This window comes from Yersinia bercovieri ATCC 43970 (genome assembly GCF_013282745.1).
Taxonomy (GTDB): domain Bacteria; phylum Pseudomonadota; class Gammaproteobacteria; order Enterobacterales; family Enterobacteriaceae; genus Yersinia; species Yersinia bercovieri.
Genome location: NZ_CP054044.1, coordinates 293,863 through 311,825, shown reverse-complemented (window position 1 = coordinate 311,825; position 17,963 = coordinate 293,863). Strand labels below are relative to the sequence as shown.

The following is a 17,963-nucleotide window of genomic DNA, read 5'->3' as shown; positions in this document are numbered from 1 at the left end:
GTTTTTTTTTAGCTATTTTTTGCCGAATAGCTAAGTTTGGCTAAACCATATATAGCCTAAATAGCTTGAGTGCAGGAGGGTCGCCAACGCACAGGTAACCCGAAGCATGATGGGCATGGATACTTAATTTAACGGAGGATACATGCTGATAATACGTCAGGTTCACCATATTGCGATCATTGGCTCAGATTATCAGGCCAGCAAAAAATTCTATTGTGAGCTGCTGGGCTTCAATCTGCTCAGTGAGGTTTATCGTGCAGAGCGCGATTCGTGGAAAGCTGATCTGGCGTTAAATGGGCAATACACCATTGAATTATTCTCCTTCCCTTCACCGGCACCGCGCCCGAGTCGCCCGGAGGCTTGTGGCTTGCGACATCTGGCTTTTCAGGTTGATGACATTGAACAGGCGGTCAGTGAACTCGGCACCGCCGGGGTGATTTGCGAAGCAGTTCGCATTGATCCTTATACTCAATCACGTTTTACTTTCTTTAATGACCCAGATGGTTTACCACTGGAGCTCTATGAATTGATGCCGGAATAACATGAACCCAGTCCCTGCTACGCCAAATGTTTTACTTAACCCCGTGTTCGCACAATTGGGGGGGCAGCGCAATTTTCTGGTGGGATTCAGTGGTGGCTTGGATTCGAGTGTATTGCTGCATCTATTGGTCTGTATACGTGACCAACTCATTCCTGAACTGAAAGTACGCGCCATTCATATTCACCACGGCTTAAATCCGCGGGCAGATGGTTGGGTAAAGCATTGCCAACAACAGTGTGAGCGATGGCAAATTCCACTCGAAGTGGTTCGAGTGAGTATTGATCCCCGTCACAATGGTATTGAGGCGGCAGCCAGGAGTGCTCGCTATCAGGCATTCTCTTCACATTTAGCCGCCGATGAAGTGTTACTTACAGCCCAACATCTGGATGACCAATGTGAGACCTTCCTGCTCGCACTTAAGCGGGGTAGTGGCCCGGCAGGTTTATCTGCAATGGCTGCCAGAATGCCCTTTGCTCACAGTCAGTTATTGCGGCCTTTACTGACACTCTCCCGCGAAACACTGGAGAACTATGCCCGAATCCAGCAATTACAGTGGATTGAAGATGACAGCAATCAGGACGATCGCTTCGATCGTAATTTCCTGCGCTTGAGAGTTCTGCCTTTACTTCATCATCGTTGGCCGCATTTCGCACAGGCCACGGCACGCAGTGCGGGTTTGTGTGCTGAGCAAGAACAGCTATTGGATGAGTTGTTGGCTGAGAGTGTGCAACAACTAAAAAATCACCATGGCGCGCTCTCTATTGAGGGGCTGCTGCTGGCGTCAGAGGCTAAGCGAGCGGCAATAGTGCGCCGTTGGTTAGCAGAGAGAGGAGCCTTAATGCCGTCGCAGAGCCAGCTACAGAGATTGTGGTTGGAGGTCGCGATGGCCAGGCAGGATGCAGAGCCTCAATTAACCCTCGGTGCTTATCAGGTTCGCCGTTTCCGGCAACACCTCTATTTGGTGCCGGCGCTGCAAGAGATAGGTGTCGCGCATATCTTTTGGGCAACAGTTGAGGATAAAGAGCTGCCACCTGAACCATTGGTTCTGCCCGCCAAACTAGGTGTACTGAGCTTGACTGCCCATGGTGGGCAAGCGATAAGAGCTGCTGCTATCGGCGACGAAATCAGTATAGGTTTTGGATTACATGGCGACGTCAAAATTGTCGGGCGGCACCATTCGCGCCAAGGCAAGAAGATATGGCAGGAGTTAGGCATTCCGCCATGGCAGCGGGAACGTATTCCATTGCTCTATTTTGGCGAGCAATTGATTGCCGCAGCTGGGGTTTTCGTGACTCAGGCGGGGCAGGCTAAAGAAGGCGAGCCGTGCTGGTGCCTGAATTGGACCAAAACGGAATAATAATAAATAGACCCAATAGATTTCAGCGGGCGGGAAGGCGGCAAACAGACGTCGCCAACAGGCCCGAAATTGGCAAGATACTGTGTGAGGAGCAATGATGAAATTAGTCGTCAGTACATTGGTCGTTCTCGGCCTATGCAGTTTTTCGGCGTTGGCAAAAAATGATATTGAGGCGGGGCGAGTGAAGTCAGCCAGTTGTGTGGCTTGCCATGGTATGAATGGCAAAGTTTCAGTGCCGATGTACCCCAATCTGGCCGGGCAGAATGCACTCTATCTGGAGCAATCATTGGCCGCGTATAAAAAAGGTGGGCGTACAGGAGGGCAGGCTGAAGTGATGCGGGCTTATGTCTCTAACTTATCTGACGAGGATTTTTCTGACCTGGCCGCTTACTATGCCAGTCTTAAACCTTAATATGCCGATTTAACCACTTAAACTTTAGGGCCGCTGTAAAGCGGCCCATATAAAGCGTGGAAATTATGATGCACTCACCACGACAGTCCCGATTTCGGGATGACTGAAACTGGCAATATGGTCCAGACGTAACTCGCGCATAGCTCCGTCTTGTTCGACAATCAGGTACTCGACCTTTTTTCTCAGCAGCAGATCGCTAGCTTTACCTTCCACGATCTCACCGCCTCTCAACTTCAACGTCAATATCAGGTGATGTTGGCAGGCGAGTTCCAGATTATCGTAGTCATCACAGTTGATGGGTTGATACTCTTCACTCATCGACATAATCGCTCACCAATAAGTTAGCGGCGGCATAGGCCGCCTGTTCCCTAACGGAGGACGGGAGTGCGTCGTTAGCCGCAACTTCGTCCAATGCTTTCAATACACAACGCAGGGCGTCTGGCACGTAGCCAAGATCACCACTTCCTATTTCGGCATAAAAACGGCGTACTAATTCACAGTATTGCTGCACAGTAATCCTCCTGAAAAGTTTAACCCGGTAGATTCTCAGTGGAAACAGCGCACTGTCAACCTACGAAGATAAACTCTGAACTTATAAGGACTATAGCACAGGAGTGATGGAGATATTAGAGTGGGAGATAAGGTTTCTTTTTAGTATTGATGCCACTAATAACTCTCTTTATGCAGGGTTGTCTGGCTGCTGGCAGACCTAATCAAGTACACTGTCCGCCAGATAATTAAGAGGTCACCCATGGCACTAAAAGCAACCATCCATAAAGCCGCTATTAACATTGCTGATATGGATCGTAATTTTTTTCAGGATGTTAACCTGACGATAGCGCAACACCCCTCCGAAACCGACCAGCGCATGATGCTGCGTTTATTAGCGTGGATTTGTCATGCAGATGAACGTTTGCAGTTTACTAAGGGGCTGAGCGCCGATGATGAGCCGGAAATCTGGCGTCACAACGATCACAATGGCATTGAACTCTGGGTAGAATTAGGGCTGCCAGAGGAGAAACGGTTACGAAAAGCCTGTAATCAGTCACAGAAAGTTGTGCTGTATGCCTACAGTGAGCGGGCGGCTAAAGTGTGGTGGCCACAGGTTCAGGATAAGCTCTCAGGACACCGCAATCTTCAAGTGCGCTTCCTTGATGATGAGCAGATGGCAAAGTTGGCTGCGCTGTCTAACCGAAATATGTCATTACAGGCCACGTTGCAAGAGGGAACTATCTGGCTATCAGATGATAAGAATAGTCTGGAAATTAGTTTTGCCGAATGGCAAAGCAGTGGGCAATAAGTGTGCTGATTATATCTAATAGCGTCAGCCTACCCGACAGCGAGATTGAGCTGACCGCGATCCGAGCGCAGGGGGCGGGGGGGCAACATGTCAATAAAACCTCAACTGCTATCCATTTGCGCTTTGACATCAAGGCATCAAGCCTGCCAGAGTATTATAAAGAAAGGTTATTATTGCTAAATAGCCATTTGATGACGGCTGAAGGTGTGGTCATCATTAAAGCGCAGGAGTACCGCAGCCAGGATATGAATCGTGAAGCGGCATTAGCGCGACTGGTGGCATTGATTCGTCAAGCCATGGTCGTGGAAAAGCCCCGTCGAGCGACGAAACCCACCAAAGGCTCAAAAATCAGGCGGGTTGAAAGCAAAGTCCGCAAAGGGGTAACCAAAGCGCTGCGTGGCAAAATAGATCAGGGATGATGCCTGAATGGCTTCATGCCTTATATATCGGACACTGTATGGGAGAGTGGCTGTGAGTAAATTAGCAATAGCGCTGTTTGTGGCAGTAGGTGCGCTGTCACTCTTCGGTTGTAATAATCGGCATCAGCCGGTAGAGCAGGTTTTACAACCGATGCAGCAAAGTTATCAGGGGGTATTACCCTGTGCAGATTGCAGCGGACTGGATACCTCGCTGTTTCTTGATAGTGATGGCACATTTGTCCTAAAAGAGATTTATCGTGGCAGCAAAGAGGGTGATCAAACTTTTGCTGAATATGGTAAGTGGGCGCGTACTGCGGATAAGTTGGTGTTAACCAATGGGCAGGGCGAAAAACGTTATTTCCGCCCCGTGGGTAAGAATCTGGTGATGCTTGATCAGCAGGGATTGCCGATCCAATCTACCTTGAATTATCAGTTGGTGCCGAGCGAACAATCTTTGCCTAAAACGCCGATGCCATTAAGTGGCATGTATAAATACTTTGCGGATGCCGCACTATTTACTGATTGTGCAACCGGCAAAACTTTCCCAGTAGAGAATAGTATCGCGCTGGAGAAAGGGTATTTGAAAGCGCGTAAAAATGCCGGTGAACCTGTATTTCTGACCCTCAATGGTCACTTTGATATTCGACCTTCGATGGAAGAGGGGCAATCGGATAAAACGCTGATTCCGGCGGGTGATGATATTCAGTTCAATGCTAATAAAAGCTGCGACAGCCAATAAAATCGCTTTGTCGCTGAAATAAAAAAGCCGCTGGTGGTGATTACCCAGCGGCCTGATGAGCAAAATACCTAACTTAGCGTTTGATCTGACTCAGCAGGAAATCAATGATTTCACTGGTTTTAATCATTTGCTTTTCGCCAGCACGGCGATGTTTATATTCCACTTCTTCGCTATCAAGATTACGGTCGCCGATCACGATATTGTGTGGCACACCAATCAATTCCATATCGGCAAACATCACACCAGGGCGCTCTTTACGATCGTCAAGAATAACGTCAATGCCATGTGAACGCAGCGTGACATACAACTCTTCCGCCAACTCTTTCACTCGGAAGGATTTGTGCATATTCATTGGCAAAATTGCCACCTGGAATGGCGCGATCGCATCTGGCCAAATAATGCCACGGTTGTCATAATTCTGCTCAATCGCCGCAGCAACCACACGAGAGACCCCGATACCATAGCAACCCATGGTCATCACTTGATTACGGCCATCCTCACCCTGAACCGTGGCTTTCATCGCTTCGGAGTATTTGGTCCCGAGCTGGAAGATATGGCCCACTTCGATCCCGCGCTTGATTTGCAGCGTACCTTTACCATCAGGACTGATATCGCCCTCAACCACATTACGCAAATCAGCAACTTGTGGCAGCGGCAAATCGCGCTCCCAGTTAATACCGAAGTAGTGTTTATCGTCGATATTCGCGCCCGCACCGAAATCACTCATCACTGCCACGGAGCGGTCAGCGACAACCAGCAGTGGCAGATTAACCGGGCCAAGTGAGCCAGGGCCTGCGCCGATTGCCGCACGAATCTCCTCTTCGCTGGCAAAGGTCAGTGGTTTGGCAACTTGTGGCAACTTCTCTGCTTTGATTTCATTTAATTCGTGGTCACCGCGCACCAGCAGCGCTACCAACTTATGTCCACTCTCTTCATGAGCATGGACCAATAAGGTTTTCACTGTTTTCTCAATCGGCAGTTTGAACTGCTCGACCAACTGAGCGATGGTTTTTGCATTTGGGGTATCAATGATACGCAGCTCTTCTGTTGCCGCGGCCCGGGGTTCAGTGGGGGCCAGAGCCTCAGCAAACTCAATGTTAGCGGCATAATCAGAGTCGGTTGAGAAAACAATATCGTCTTCGCCACTTTCTGCCAGCACCTGGAATTCGTGGGATGCGCTGCCACCGATTGAGCCGGTATCTGCCAGCACAGCACGGAAATTCAGATCCATACGTTCGAAAATCTTACTGTAAGCGGTATACATCGCGTCGTAAGTTTCCTGCAACGACTCCTGAGTGGTATGGAAAGAGTAGGCATCTTTCATCAGGAATTCGCGAGCACGCATCACGCCAAAACGTGGGCGAACTTCATCGCGGAACTTGGTCTGGATCTGGAAGAAATTCAGCGGCAGCTGCTTGTAAGAGTTGATCTCACCGCGAATCAGATCAGTAATCACCTCTTCATGAGTCGGGCCGAGAACAAAAGGGCGCTCGCCGCGATCAACAAAACGTAATAGCTCAGGGCCATATTGTTCCCAGCGGCCACTCTCCTGCCACAAGTCAGCCGGTTGCACCACTGGCATTGAAACCTCGATAGCACCCGCATTATTCATCTCTTCGCGCACGATGTTTTCGACTTTCTTCAATACCCGAACCCCGGTCGGTAACCAGGTATAAAGACCTGATGCCAGTTTACGGATCATCCCGGCGCGGAGCATCAGTTGGTGGCTGATGACTTCAGCATCGGCAGGTGTCTCCTTTAGAGTGGAGAGCAAATATTGGCTAGTACGCATGATGTTTTGGTTCCATTGGCACTGCAACAAGTAGAGGCAGCCAAAAAGTAAAAAGTGGTTTAGTTTACCAGTGAGTACGGGTTGTCAAAAGAGAGCAGGGCGAAATTTAACGTGGGTCGATGGATAACACTTCTGTTTGTTGTCCCATAACCCGCCAGCGCACATTAAATTCCAGTAGTAGAACAGCATACTCGCGGTTGTCGTTATCATCTTTGCGGTAGGCGGGACGCGGGTCCTGCGCTAAAACCTGAGTGATGAAACGCCGCAAATTCGGATACTGTTGTTGTTGCTGTGCTAACTGCTGTTCGGCGGTGGTGGAGAAGCAAACCTGCATGTTAGCATCAGGCGCTAATTGAGCAAAACCCGCGCGCGCTTGCGGTTGGCTCTCCGCAAAAGGCAGATAGGGCTTGATATCAATCACTGGCGTGCCATCAACCAGATCCAAACTGCCCAATGCTAAAATCACCTCGCCACCTTGGCAGCGCACCCCTTTTAGCTCAATCAGAGACATCCCAATCGGGTTAGGGCGAAAAGTGGAGCGGGTAGCAAAAACGCCCATTCGGGCATTGCCGCCTAAACGTGGCGGGCGAACCGTCGGGCGCCAGCCGCCATCCATGGTTTGATGGAAAACAAACATCACCCATAGATGGCTGAAATCAGATAAGCCCCGCACGGCCTCCGGCTGATTATAGGGTGCTAATAGTTGTAACTCACCCCCGCCATCCTCAATCAAACCGGGTTGCCGTGGCACGGCAAACTTCTCTTTATAGGGTGAACGGATCACGCCGATCTGATTAAAGGAGAACAGACTCATTTTGAGGAAACGCTCAGCGCTGAACCTTGGCATACCGCTTGTTGATAACAGCCAGGGACACCACTTTGTATTTCACATTCATGGAGCAAGACTGCATTGGCTTTCATATAAGATGCGCGGGTCTGCATTCTTTTGCGGGCGGTTGCAATGCTGGGTGGAGAGTCCTGAACTGTCGATTGGCAAGATTCACCGGACACCTCCCCTAAGTCACGGAAAGGCTTGCCGACCAACTCTTCCGCGCTTTTATAAAGTTTTACCGGAGCCGGGCGAGGGGCTACCGTTGGGCTGGTTTTAGTCACCGGGGCGGGTTGTTTAACCGGGGTTTCTGTGGTGGATGGCTTTGATTGAAGCATGGAGCATCCCGTTAGCGAAAGGGCTAACAGACACAGAGGTAACGCACGCATAGAAATTCCTCAGCCTTTTTATTTAGGAGGCGCTATTGAAGCAATCTATTATGCAAATAACAAGACGGGCCATAGCCCGTCTTACAATATATTTAGCAAACACTGAATTTAGTTAGCGTGGTATTCAGCAAAATAGCCAATTGATGATTACCAGCCTTTAACTGCACCGCCATTGAAGGCTTTATTTGCTGCGTCGTAAACTTCGTCAGACTGGTAAGCCTGAACAAATTTCTTCACATTTTCCGCATCTTTATTATCTTCGCGGGCCACGATCAGATTGACGTAAGGTGACTCTTTATCTTCCACAAACAGGCCATCTTTCGCAGGTGTCAGACCAATCTGGCTTGCATAGGTGGTGTTGATAATGGCCAATGCTATCTGTTGGTCATCCAAAGAGCGTGGTAACTGAGGCGCTTCCAGTTCAACCAGTTTCAGATTTTTAGGATTCTCAACCACATCCAGCACGGTTGGCAACAAGCCAACGCCCTCTTTCAGCTTAATCAGGCCCACTTTTTGCAGCAGTAACAGAGAACGGCCCAGGTTAGTCGGATCGTTTGGCAGTGCGACCTGAGAGCCAGGTTGTAACTCTTCCAATGATTTGATCTTCTTAGAGTAACCAGCAATCGGGTAAACGAATGAGTTACCTACGGAAACCAACTTGTAGCCACGATCTTTGATTTGCTGATCCAGATAAGGTTTATGCTGGAAGGCGTTCAGGTCAATATCACCTTTGCTCAGTGCTTCGTTTGGCAATACATAGTCATTGAAAGTGACCAGTTCAACATCCAGACCATATTTGTCTTTTGCTACTTTCTGCGCAACTTCAGCAACTTGTTGCTCAGCACCCACAATGACACCCACTTTAATATGGTTTGGATCTTTTTCCGCCGGGCCGCAACCCACGAGAGCCAGAGTACCGATGAGTGCGCTGACTGCCGCGATAGATTTGAATTTTAAAGACATATCCCTTCCTCTATAGACCTTCGTTAAGGTGCGCCGCTGTGTGAGGCAGTCGCTATATAATTTATGTGGCAACAACTACTTTATGTGGCAACAACTACTTGTGGGTAACGGCTTTTACAATCCGATCGCCACTAAGCTGGATTAGATAAACCAGAATTACTAATAATACTAATACCGTATTCATTACAGTGGCGTTATAGCCAATGTAACCATACTGGTAACCGATTTGGCCTAGACCACCGGCACCGACTGCACCCCCCATAGCGGAATAGCCTACCAGGGTAATCAGGGTAATTGTGGCGGCATTGACCAAGCCTGGAAGGGCTTCAGGCAACAGCACCTTTTTAATGATTTGCATCGGCGTTGCACCCATCGCACGCGCGGCTTCAACCAAACCGGACGGGATCTCCAGCAGGGCGTTCTCTACCATTCGGGCAATAAAGGGTGCTGCACCGACGGTTAACGGCACAATCGCGGCCTGCAAACCAATAGATGTACCGACTATCATTCGCGTAAATGGAATCATCCACACCAATAAGATAATGAAAGGTATAGAGCGGAAGATATTCACCACCCCAGACAGTGTTCGGTAAATCTTATTGTTGGCAATAATTTGCCCAGGACGGGTGACATACAGCAGAACCCCGACCGGTAGCCCCAAAACAAAGCCAAAGAAACCGGAGACAAAAGTCATCATTAGAGTTTCCCAGACGCCTCGGCCCATTAACCACATCATTGCCTCAGACATAACCCAGAACCTCTACTTTTACATGATGATCTTGCAAGAACTTGATGGCAGCGAGGCCATCTTGAGTGTCGCCATGTAGCTCAGCTAGCATGACACCAAACTTAACCCCGCCGGCATAATCCATTTGCGAGCTAAGAATCCCGATATCAATGTTGAAACGGCGCACTGCTTGTGAAATCAGCGGCGCATCAACAGACTTACCGGTGAACTCCAGTTTCAGCAGTGGGACGCTATCCGTCGTTGGCTCTTGAGTCATACGCTTGGCGTAATCCTCCGGAATATCCAAATGCAGGGTTGATTGGATAAATTGTTGAGCCAGCGGGGTTTTCGGATGAGAGAACACTTCGCTGACACTATCTTTCTCAATCAATTTACCGTCACTAATAACGGCGACTTGATCACAGATGCGCTTCACCACATCCATTTCATGGGTGATCAACAAAATTGTGAGGCCCAAGCGGCGGTTGATATCTTTTAGCAATTCCAGAATTGAGCGGGTCGTTGCCGGATCCAGTGCGCTGGTGGCTTCATCACACAGCAGAACTTTAGGATTGCTGGCCAGTGCGCGAGCAATAGCGACACGCTGCTTCTGCCCCCCGGATAAGTTCGCGGGGTAAGCATCTTGCTTATCAGCCAGGCCGACTAAATCCAACAGCTCGGTTACTCTCTTCTTTATATCTGCGCGTGATCTGTTGTCCAATTCAAGCGGCAACGCGATATTGCCATACACGGTACGGGAGGCGAGTAAATTAAAATGCTGAAAAATCATGCCAATTTGACGACGAGCGCGCGTCAACTGGCCTTCTGATAAGGTGGTGAGATCTTGACCATCTACCAGGACTTGCCCGCTGGTAGGGCGCTCTAGCATATTGGCGCACCGAATCAGTGTACTTTTACCGGCACCTGAAGCACCGATAACGCCATAAATTTGCCCAGCTGGGACGTGTAGGCTCACGTCTGAAAGCGCGGTAATCGTGCGCGAACCCTGCTGGAATACTTTGCTGATGTGAGAAAGTTTAATCATATTATTCTTATTTTATCGTTATTTCCGTGGCTAGATATGAAGTCAACTTCAGCAGAACCGAAGTATGGATTGGATGTTAAGGCGTCTAGACGGCTAAGTCAACTGGCAACACTGATTCTCTTCCATTCTCAATCGGCAATAAAACATGCGATACTAACCGAGTTTACAGCCTTCAGGAGCAGATAAGTGACTCAGCCCGTCCCCGCAATATTTTTAGATCGTGATGGTACAATTAATGTCGACCACGGTTATGTTCACGAAATTGACAATTTTCAGTTTATAGACGGTGTTATTGATGCATGCCGTGAATTGAAGGAAATGGGTTTTGCTTTGGTATTAGTCACCAATCAATCGGGCATTGCACGCGGTATGTTTACCGAAGAACAATTCTTAAGCCTTACTGAGTGGATGGATTGGTCCCTTGCTGATCGTGGGGTTGATCTGGATGGTATCTATTTCTGCCCACATCATCCCGATGGTAGTGTCGCGGAGTTTAGCGAAGCATGTGAATGCCGTAAGCCACTGCCAGGTATGTTACTGCAAGCGCAACGTGAAATTAACATCGATATGGCTTCTTCTTATATGGTTGGCGACAAAATTGAAGATATGCAGGCAGCATTAGCAGCAAATATCGGTACTAAAGTGTTGGTGCGCACCGGCAAAGCAGTCACGGCAGAAGGCGAAGCTGCGGCAGATTGGGTGCTAAATAGCCTTGCAGATCTGCCAAAAGCGATAAAAACGCGTCACAAATGACCTTTGTGTTCAAATAACCATCAAACGGAAAAAACTTTAATATAAACCCTTGCCATTCTGAAGCGGCTCCCTATAATGCGCATCCATCGACACGGCGCTGTGAGCAACTTCACAAAGTAGCCGAGTAGAGCAGAGGAAATTAAGTGATTGACTCTGTGGCGGGAAAGCGTATTATCTGCCTCCCGCGTTACCGTAAGATTCGCTGAAAGGCCAACGGGTAACGAACGCTCTTTAACAATTTATCAGACAATCTGTGTGGGCACTCGCAAGACGATATCGAAGCCTGTTTCGGCAGGCAGAAGCAATATCAAAGTCTTGAAGAGTGACCAAAGCAGTACACATTTGAACTTCGGTTCGAATGCATATTTGCAGAAAGTAATCTTTGAGCATCGCTGCTTTCATTAGCAGCAAATCAAACAAATCTTAAATTGAAGAGTTTGATCATGGCTCAGATTGAACGCTGGCGGCAGGCCTAACACATGCAAGTCGAGCGGCAGCGGGAAGTAGTTTACTACTTCGCCGGCGAGCGGCGGACGGGTGAGTAATGTCTGGGGATCTGCCTGATGGAGGGGGATAACTACTGGAAACGGTAGCTAATACCGCATGACCTCGTAAGAGCAAAGTGGGGGACCTTCGGGCCTCACGCCATCGGATGAACCCAGATGGGATTAGCTAGTAGGTGGGGTAATGGCTCACCTAGGCGACGATCCCTAGCTGGTCTGAGAGGATGACCAGCCACACTGGAACTGAGACACGGTCCAGACTCCTACGGGAGGCAGCAGTGGGGAATATTGCACAATGGGCGCAAGCCTGATGCAGCCATGCCGCGTGTGTGAAGAAGGCCTTCGGGTTGTAAAGCACTTTCAGCGAGGAGGAAGGCAGTCGTGTTAATAGCACGATTGATTGACGTTACTCGCAGAAGAAGCACCGGCTAACTCCGTGCCAGCAGCCGCGGTAATACGGAGGGTGCAAGCGTTAATCGGAATTACTGGGCGTAAAGCGCACGCAGGCGGTTTGTTAAGTCAGATGTGAAATCCCCGCGCTTAACGTGGGAACTGCATTTGAAACTGGCAAGCTAGAGTCTTGTAGAGGGGGGTAGAATTCCAGGTGTAGCGGTGAAATGCGTAGAGATCTGGAGGAATACCGGTGGCGAAGGCGGCCCCCTGGACAAAGACTGACGCTCAGGTGCGAAAGCGTGGGGAGCAAACAGGATTAGATACCCTGGTAGTCCACGCTGTAAACGATGTCGACTTGGAGGTTGTGCCCTTGAGGCGTGGCTTCCGGAGCTAACGCGTTAAGTCGACCGCCTGGGGAGTACGGCCGCAAGGTTAAAACTCAAATGAATTGACGGGGGCCCGCACAAGCGGTGGAGCATGTGGTTTAATTCGATGCAACGCGAAGAACCTTACCTACTCTTGACATCCACGGAATTTAGCAGAGATGCTTTAGTGCCTTCGGGAACCGTGAGACAGGTGCTGCATGGCTGTCGTCAGCTCGTGTTGTGAAATGTTGGGTTAAGTCCCGCAACGAGCGCAACCCTTATCCTTTGTTGCCAGCACGTAATGGTGGGAACTCAAGGGAGACTGCCGGTGACAAACCGGAGGAAGGTGGGGATGACGTCAAGTCATCATGGCCCTTACGAGTAGGGCTACACACGTGCTACAATGGCAGATACAAAGTGAAGCGAACTCGCGAGAGCAAGCGGACCACATAAAGTCTGTCGTAGTCCGGATTGGAGTCTGCAACTCGACTCCATGAAGTCGGAATCGCTAGTAATCGTAGATCAGAATGCTACGGTGAATACGTTCCCGGGCCTTGTACACACCGCCCGTCACACCATGGGAGTGGGTTGCAAAAGAAGTAGGTAGCTTAACCTTCGGGAGGGCGCTTACCACTTTGTGATTCATGACTGGGGTGAAGTCGTAACAAGGTAACCGTAGGGGAACCTGCGGTTGGATCACCTCCTTACCTCACGATACGCATTGCGCAGTGTCCACACAGATTGTCTGATGAATGTAATGAGCAAGAGCACCTGTTGATGAGGGTGATGATTGTGCTGTAAAAGTCCGGTATCGGGTTTTCACTGCATCAGTCGTTCGAATGTGTTGCCACATTCTCACCTTTACACAAAAATACTGAATCACTGATTCAGTAGCAATTTTTGTGTCCCCATCGTCTAGAGGCCTAGGACACTGCCCTTTCACGGCTGTAACAGGGGTTCGAATCCCCTTGGGGACGCCAATCCGATAATGTGTGAAAGACATTATCAACCGGTTCTTTATGAACTAAAAAATAACTTAAAGATGACTTTAACGAGTCGTGTTTAAGATATTGCTCTTTAACAATCTGGAACAAGCTGAAAATTGAAACAATACAGCTGAAACTTATCTCTCCGTAGATGTACTGAGATAAGGAGTAGCCTGTATTAGAGTCTCTCAAATAATCGCAACGCAAAGGGTCTGCAAAGACACCTTCGGGTTGTGAGGTTAAGCGACTAAGCGTACACGGTGGATGCCTAGGCAGTCAGAGGCGATGAAGGGCGTGCTAATCTGCGAAAAGCGTCGGTAAGCTGATATGAAGCGTTACAACCGACGATACCCGAATGGGGAAACCCAGTGCAATTCGTTGCACTATTGCATGGTGAATACATAGCCATGCAAGGCGAACCGGGGGAACTGAAACATCTAAGTACCCCGAGGAAAAGAAATCAACCGAGATTCCCCCAGTAGCGGCGAGCGAACGGGGAAGAGCCCAGAGTCTGAATCAGTTTATGTGTTAGTGGAAGCGTCTGGAAAGTCGCACGGTACAGGGTGATAGTCCCGTACACAAAAATGCATATTCTGTGAACTCGATGAGTAGGGCGGGACACGTGACATCCTGTCTGAATATGGGGGGACCATCCTCCAAGGCTAAATACTCCTGACTGACCGATAGTGAACCAGTACCGTGAGGGAAAGGCGAAAAGAACCCCGGCGAGGGGAGTGAAATAGAACCTGAAACCGTGTACGTACAAGCAGTGGGAGCACCTTCGTGGTGTGACTGCGTACCTTTTGTATAATGGGTCAGCGACTTATATTTTGTAGCAAGGTTAACCGAATAGGGGAGCCGTAGGGAAACCGAGTCTTAACTGGGCGTCTAGTTGCAAGGTATAGACCCGAAACCCGGTGATCTAGCCATGGGCAGGTTGAAGGTTGGGTAACACTAACTGGAGGACCGAACCGACTAATGTTGAAAAATTAGCGGATGACTTGTGGCTGGGGGTGAAAGGCCAATCAAACCGGGAGATAGCTGGTTCTCCCCGAAAGCTATTTAGGTAGCGCCTCGTGAACTCATCTTCGGGGGTAGAGCACTGTTTCGGCTAGGGGGTCATCCCGACTTACCAAACCGATGCAAACTCCGAATACCGAAGAATGTTATCACGGGAGACACACGGCGGGTGCTAACGTCCGTCGTGAAGAGGGAAACAACCCAGACCGCCAGCTAAGGTCCCAAAGTCATGGTTAAGTGGGAAACGATGTGGGAAGGCACAGACAGCCAGGATGTTGGCTTAGAAGCAGCCATCATTTAAAGAAAGCGTAATAGCTCACTGGTCGAGTCGGCCTGCGCGGAAGATGTAACGGGGCTAAACCATGCACCGAAGCTGCGGCAGCGACACTTAGGTGTTGTTGGGTAGGGGAGCGTTCTGTAAGCCGTTGAAGGTGACCTGTGAGGGTTGCTGGAGGTATCAGAAGTGCGAATGCTGACATAAGTAACGATAATGCGGGTGAAAAACCCGCACGCCGGAAGACCAAGGGTTCCTGTCCAACGTTAATCGGGGCAGGGTGAGTCGACCCCTAAGGCGAGGCTGAAAAGCGTAGTCGATGGGAAACAGGTTAATATTCCTGTACTTGGTGTTACTGCGAAGGGGGGACGGAGAAGGCTAGGCTAGCCGGGCGACGGTTGTCCCGGTTTAAGCATGTAGGCGGAGTGACCAGGTAAATCCGGTTGCTTATCAACGCTGAGGTGTGATGACGAGCCACTACGGTGGTGAAGTAGTTGATGCCAAGCTTCCAGGAAAAGCCTCTAAGCATCAGGTAACATTAAATCGTACCCCAAACCGACACAGGTGGTCAGGTAGAGAATACTCAGGCGCTTGAGAGAACTCGGGTGAAGGAACTAGGCAAAATGGTGCCGTAACTTCGGGAGAAGGCACGCTGGCGCTAGGTGAAGAGACTTGCTCTCAGAGCTGAAGCCAGTCGCAGATACCAGCTGGCTGCAACTGTTTAATAAAAACACAGCACTGTGCAAACACGAAAGTGGACGTATACGGTGTGACGCCTGCCCGGTGCTGGAAGGTTAATTGATGGGGTCAGCCGCAAGGCGAAGCTCTTGATCGAAGCCCCAGTAAACGGCGGCCGTAACTATAACGGTCCTAAGGTAGCGAAATTCCTTGTCGGGTAAGTTCCGACCTGCACGAATGGCGTAATGATGGCCAGGCTGTCTCCACCCGAGACTCAGTGAAATTGAACTCGCTGTGAAGATGCAGTGTACCCGCGGCAAGACGGAAAGACCCCGTGAACCTTTACTATAGCTTGACACTGAACATTGAGCCTTGATGTGTAGGATAGGTGGGAGGCATTGAAGTGTGGACGCCAGTCTGCATGGAGCCAACCTTGAAATACCACCCTTTAATGTTTGATGTTCTAACTCGGCCCCGTAATCCGGGGTGAGGACAGTGTCTGGTGGGTAGTTTGACTGGGGCGGTCTCCTCCCAAAGAGTAACGGAGGAGCACGAAGGTTAGCTAATCACGGTCGGACATCGTGAGGTTAGTGCAAAGGCATAAGCTAGCTTGACTGCGAGAGTGACGGCTCGAGCAGGTACGAAAGTAGGTCTTAGTGATCCGGTGGTTCTGAATGGAAGGGCCATCGCTCAACGGATAAAAGGTACTCCGGGGATAACAGGCTGATACCGCCCAAGAGTTCATATCGACGGCGGTGTTTGGCACCTCGATGTCGGCTCATCACATCCTGGGGCTGAAGTAGGTCCCAAGGGTATGGCTGTTCGCCATTTAAAGTGGTACGCGAGCTGGGTTTAGAACGTCGTGAGACAGTTCGGTCCCTATCTGCCGTGGGCGTTGGAAGATTGAGAGGGGCTGCTCCTAGTACGAGAGGACCGGAGTGGACGAATCACTGGTGTTCGGGTTGTCATGCCAATGGCATTGCCCGGTAGCTAAATTCGGAAGAGATAACCGCTGAAAGCATCTAAGCGGGAAACTTGCCTCGAGATGAGTCTTCCCTGGGGCTTTAAGCCCCCTGAAGGAACGTTAAAGACTATGACGTTGATAGGCTGGGTGTGTAAGTGCAGCGATGCATTGAGCTAACCAGTACTAATGATCCGTGAGGCTTAACCTTACAACACCAAAGGTGTTTTGGTGGTTTGAGAGAGAGATTTTCAGCGAAGTTCCGAGATTGGGCTGACTGGCTGCACGATATATTATTGTGAAGCGGGTGAGTTAAAACAGAATTTGCCTGGCGGCCATAGCGCGGTGGTCCCACCTGATCCCATGCCGAACTCAGAAGTGAAACGCCGTAGCGCCGATGGTAGTGTGGGGTCTCCCCATGCGAGAGTAGGACACTGCCAGGCATCAAATCAAGCCGAAACCCCATGCCAAAAGCGTGGGGTTTTTGCTATGTGTAAAAGTAAAAATGGCTATCCTTACGGCAGGCAGGAAAAACATTGCGTTCGCGTGACCTGTGGTCGCTAAAAAGACAAAACCCCACGAAAAAGTGGGGTTCAGTTTGTACTTAGCGAGCTACACGTCCCACTTTGGTGCCAGACCATCGGGGCTAACCTGACGTTCCCCCTGATCCAACGTTGCGATCAGTGCCATATCCTTTGCGCTTAAGCGCAACTTCTGTGCCAGTAAATTACTGGCCAAATTAGCCTCTTTGGTTGATGACGGGATAACGCTGTAGCCCAATTGCATCGCCCAGCTTAAAATGACTTGTGCGGGGGTTGCGCCATGTTGTTCAGCAATCACTTTGATGACCGGCTCTTCCAATGCTTTACCATAGGCTAGAGTCATGTAAGAGGTAATTGCAATGCCATTTTCCTTTGTAAATTCAACCACTTTTCTATTCTGTAATAGAGGCGATAGCTCGATCTGATTGGTCGCAATGGCCTCTGCGCCTACCGCCGCAATTGCCTGTTTCATTAGATCAATGGTGAAATTAGAAATCCCAATCTGACGCGTTAATCCCATCTCTTTGGCCTTCATTAGCTCAGCCATAAATTCAGCAACAGAGATTTCATCATTTGGTGATGTCCAGTGAATTAATGTTAAGTCCACATAGTCGGTTTTCAGCTTCTGCAAGCTCTCTTGCAGACTCGGAATCAATTTTCCTTGCGCTAAATTAGCAATCCAGATTTTGGTGGTGATGAATAGCTCATCACGTTTGATACCACTTTGTGCGATAGCTTGGCCAATGGCAGCTTCATTTTCATAGATTTGTGCTGTATCAATAGCGCGATAGCCCAATTTCAACGCTTGGCTAACGGAATCAATAACAACTTGATCTTGAAGGCGGAAAGTTCCCAGGCCGAATAGAGGTACACTCATTATAATTCCTTGTTTTTGCTGATAATGGTCTTATCTTTAGCTGTGATTGAGAATTCTCTATCGGCCATAACGGCATATATTATCGGCTCGATGAAGAA

The 17,963-nt window shown here is 49.4% G+C and carries 16 protein-coding genes, 1 tRNA gene and 3 rRNA genes; 11 read left to right on the top strand and 9 right to left on the bottom strand.

Annotation, left to right across the window (positions count from 1 at the left end; genetic code table 11):
- Positions 1 to 142: 142 nt before the first annotated feature.
- From HRK25_RS01555 to HRK25_RS01545, 3 genes are all read left to right on the top strand, one after another.
- Positions 143 to 541: a VOC family protein gene (locus tag HRK25_RS01555; protein ID WP_005276145.1), complete on the top strand. Its 399-nt coding sequence runs from the start codon at positions 143 to 145 to the stop codon at positions 539 to 541.
- A gap of 1 nt (position 542) precedes the next feature.
- Positions 543 to 1,898, top strand: a complete 1,356-nt coding sequence (gene tilS, locus HRK25_RS01550) for a tRNA lysidine(34) synthetase TilS (protein ID WP_005276148.1) — start codon at positions 543 to 545, stop codon at positions 1,896 to 1,898.
- A gap of 94 nt (positions 1,899 to 1,992) precedes the next feature.
- The gene (locus HRK25_RS01545; protein ID WP_005276151.1) at positions 1,993 to 2,310 is read left to right on the top strand and encodes a c-type cytochrome; all 318 of its coding nucleotides are present in this window, start codon (positions 1,993 to 1,995) and stop codon (positions 2,308 to 2,310) included.
- 63 nt (positions 2,311 to 2,373) lie between these two features.
- On the opposite strand, the gene rof is transcribed toward HRK25_RS01545, so the two are convergent.
- Positions 2,374 to 2,634 (bottom strand): Rho-binding antiterminator, encoded by a 261-nt coding sequence (gene rof, locus HRK25_RS01540; protein WP_019211527.1) that lies wholly within the window; start codon positions 2,632 to 2,634, stop codon positions 2,374 to 2,376.
- Positions 2,621 to 2,821: a YaeP family protein gene (locus tag HRK25_RS01535; RefSeq protein ID WP_002212152.1), complete on the bottom strand. Its 201-nt coding sequence runs from the start codon at positions 2,819 to 2,821 to the stop codon at positions 2,621 to 2,623. Before HRK25_RS01535 ends, rof begins: the two co-directional genes overlap by 14 nt.
- A gap of 240 nt (positions 2,822 to 3,061) precedes the next feature.
- Here HRK25_RS01535 and HRK25_RS01530 point away from each other — a divergent pair, with 240 nt between their 5' ends.
- The 3 genes from HRK25_RS01530 to nlpE are packed head-to-tail and all read left to right on the top strand — an operon-like array spanning position 3,062 to position 4,768.
- Positions 3,062 to 3,610, top strand: a complete 549-nt coding sequence (locus tag HRK25_RS01530) for a YaeQ family protein (protein ID WP_005276157.1) — start codon at positions 3,062 to 3,064, stop codon at positions 3,608 to 3,610.
- 2 nt (positions 3,611 to 3,612) lie between these two features.
- Positions 3,613 to 4,029: an alternative ribosome rescue aminoacyl-tRNA hydrolase ArfB gene (gene arfB, locus HRK25_RS01525; protein ID WP_005276161.1), complete on the top strand. Its 417-nt coding sequence runs from the start codon at positions 3,613 to 3,615 to the stop codon at positions 4,027 to 4,029.
- A 52-nt stretch (positions 4,030 to 4,081) separates the two neighbouring features.
- Positions 4,082 to 4,768 (top strand): envelope stress response activation lipoprotein NlpE, encoded by a 687-nt coding sequence (gene nlpE, locus HRK25_RS01520; RefSeq protein ID WP_005276163.1) that lies wholly within the window; start codon positions 4,082 to 4,084, stop codon positions 4,766 to 4,768.
- Between the two features lie 73 nt (positions 4,769 to 4,841).
- On the opposite strand, the gene proS is transcribed toward nlpE, so the two are convergent.
- From proS to metN, 6 genes are all read right to left on the bottom strand, one after another.
- Positions 4,842 to 6,560 carry a proline--tRNA ligase gene (gene proS / locus HRK25_RS01515; RefSeq protein WP_005276166.1) on the bottom strand — a complete coding sequence of 573 codons (1,719 nt, stop codon included), beginning with the start codon at positions 6,558 to 6,560 and terminating at the stop codon, positions 4,842 to 4,844.
- Positions 6,561 to 6,666: 106 nt separating this feature from the next.
- A complete protein-coding gene (gene tsaA, locus HRK25_RS01510; RefSeq protein ID WP_032898246.1) occupies positions 6,667 to 7,374 on the bottom strand; it encodes a tRNA (N6-threonylcarbamoyladenosine(37)-N6)-methyltransferase TrmO in 708 nt (235 codons plus the stop codon).
- Positions 7,371 to 7,778, bottom strand: a complete 408-nt coding sequence (rcsF, locus tag HRK25_RS01505) for an Rcs stress response system protein RcsF (protein WP_032898247.1) — start codon at positions 7,776 to 7,778, stop codon at positions 7,371 to 7,373. The genes tsaA and rcsF overlap by 4 nt, the downstream gene beginning before the upstream one ends.
- 147 nt (positions 7,779 to 7,925) lie before the next feature.
- Positions 7,926 to 8,741 (bottom strand): MetQ/NlpA family lipoprotein, encoded by an 816-nt coding sequence (locus HRK25_RS01500; protein WP_005276171.1) that lies wholly within the window; start codon positions 8,739 to 8,741, stop codon positions 7,926 to 7,928.
- 94 nt (positions 8,742 to 8,835) lie between these two features.
- Positions 8,836 to 9,489, bottom strand: coding sequence for a methionine ABC transporter permease MetI (locus HRK25_RS01495; RefSeq protein WP_032813821.1), 654 nt, complete (start codon positions 9,487 to 9,489; stop codon positions 8,836 to 8,838).
- Positions 9,482 to 10,513 carry a methionine ABC transporter ATP-binding protein MetN gene (gene metN, locus HRK25_RS01490; RefSeq protein WP_005276175.1) on the bottom strand — a complete coding sequence of 344 codons (1,032 nt, stop codon included), beginning with the start codon at positions 10,511 to 10,513 and terminating at the stop codon, positions 9,482 to 9,484. The genes HRK25_RS01495 and metN overlap by 8 nt, the downstream gene beginning before the upstream one ends.
- A 186-nt stretch (positions 10,514 to 10,699) precedes the next feature.
- Between metN and gmhB the strand changes: the two genes are divergently transcribed.
- From gmhB to rrf, 5 genes are all read left to right on the top strand, one after another.
- The gene (gene gmhB / locus HRK25_RS01485; protein ID WP_005276178.1) at positions 10,700 to 11,266 is read left to right on the top strand and encodes a D-glycero-beta-D-manno-heptose 1,7-bisphosphate 7-phosphatase; all 567 of its coding nucleotides are present in this window, start codon (positions 10,700 to 10,702) and stop codon (positions 11,264 to 11,266) included.
- Between the two features lie 425 nt (positions 11,267 to 11,691).
- A 16S ribosomal RNA gene (locus HRK25_RS01480) occupies positions 11,692 to 13,234 on the top strand.
- Between the two features lie 197 nt (positions 13,235 to 13,431).
- Positions 13,432 to 13,507 (top strand) — tRNA-Glu (locus tag HRK25_RS01475).
- 243 nt (positions 13,508 to 13,750) lie between these two features.
- Positions 13,751 to 16,657 (top strand): 23S ribosomal RNA (locus HRK25_RS01470).
- A 116-nt stretch (positions 16,658 to 16,773) separates the two neighbouring features.
- A 5S ribosomal RNA gene (gene rrf / locus HRK25_RS01465) occupies positions 16,774 to 16,889 on the top strand.
- Together the 16S, 23S and 5S rRNA genes with 1 tRNA gene alongside form the textbook arrangement of a ribosomal RNA operon.
- Positions 16,890 to 17,058: 169 nt before the next feature.
- Here rrf and dkgB read toward each other — a convergent pair.
- A complete protein-coding gene (gene dkgB / locus HRK25_RS01460; RefSeq protein ID WP_005275884.1) occupies positions 17,059 to 17,865 on the bottom strand; it encodes a 2,5-didehydrogluconate reductase DkgB in 807 nt (268 codons plus the stop codon).
- Between the last annotated feature and the right edge of the window lie 98 nt (positions 17,866 to 17,963).

Bases quoted from the DNA above. Each gene is read 5' to 3' on its own strand.
- HRK25_RS01555 (WP_005276145.1), top strand. From the start codon at position 143: ATGCTGATAATACGTCAGGTTCACCATATTGCGATCATTGGCTCAGAT.
- tilS (WP_005276148.1), top strand. From the start codon at position 543: ATGAACCCAGTCCCTGCTACGCCAAATGTTTTACTTAACCCCGTGTTC.
- HRK25_RS01545 (WP_005276151.1), top strand. From the start codon at position 1,993: ATGATGAAATTAGTCGTCAGTACATTGGTCGTTCTCGGCCTATGCAGT.
- rof (WP_019211527.1), bottom strand. From the start codon at position 2,634: ATGTCGATGAGTGAAGAGTATCAACCCATCAACTGTGATGACTACGAT.
- HRK25_RS01530 (WP_005276157.1), top strand. From the start codon at position 3,062: ATGGCACTAAAAGCAACCATCCATAAAGCCGCTATTAACATTGCTGAT.
- proS (WP_005276166.1), bottom strand. From the start codon at position 6,560: ATGCGTACTAGCCAATATTTGCTCTCCACTCTAAAGGAGACACCTGCC.
- tsaA (WP_032898246.1), bottom strand. From the start codon at position 7,374: ATGAGTCTGTTCTCCTTTAATCAGATCGGCGTGATCCGTTCACCCTAT.
- rcsF (WP_032898247.1), bottom strand. From the start codon at position 7,778: ATGCGTGCGTTACCTCTGTGTCTGTTAGCCCTTTCGCTAACGGGATGC.
- HRK25_RS01500 (WP_005276171.1), bottom strand. From the start codon at position 8,741: ATGTCTTTAAAATTCAAATCTATCGCGGCAGTCAGCGCACTCATCGGT.
- HRK25_RS01495 (WP_032813821.1), bottom strand. From the start codon at position 9,489: ATGTCTGAGGCAATGATGTGGTTAATGGGCCGAGGCGTCTGGGAAACT.
- metN (WP_005276175.1), bottom strand. From the start codon at position 10,513: ATGATTAAACTTTCTCACATCAGCAAAGTATTCCAGCAGGGTTCGCGC.
- dkgB (WP_005275884.1), bottom strand. From the start codon at position 17,865: ATGAGTGTACCTCTATTCGGCCTGGGAACTTTCCGCCTTCAAGATCAA.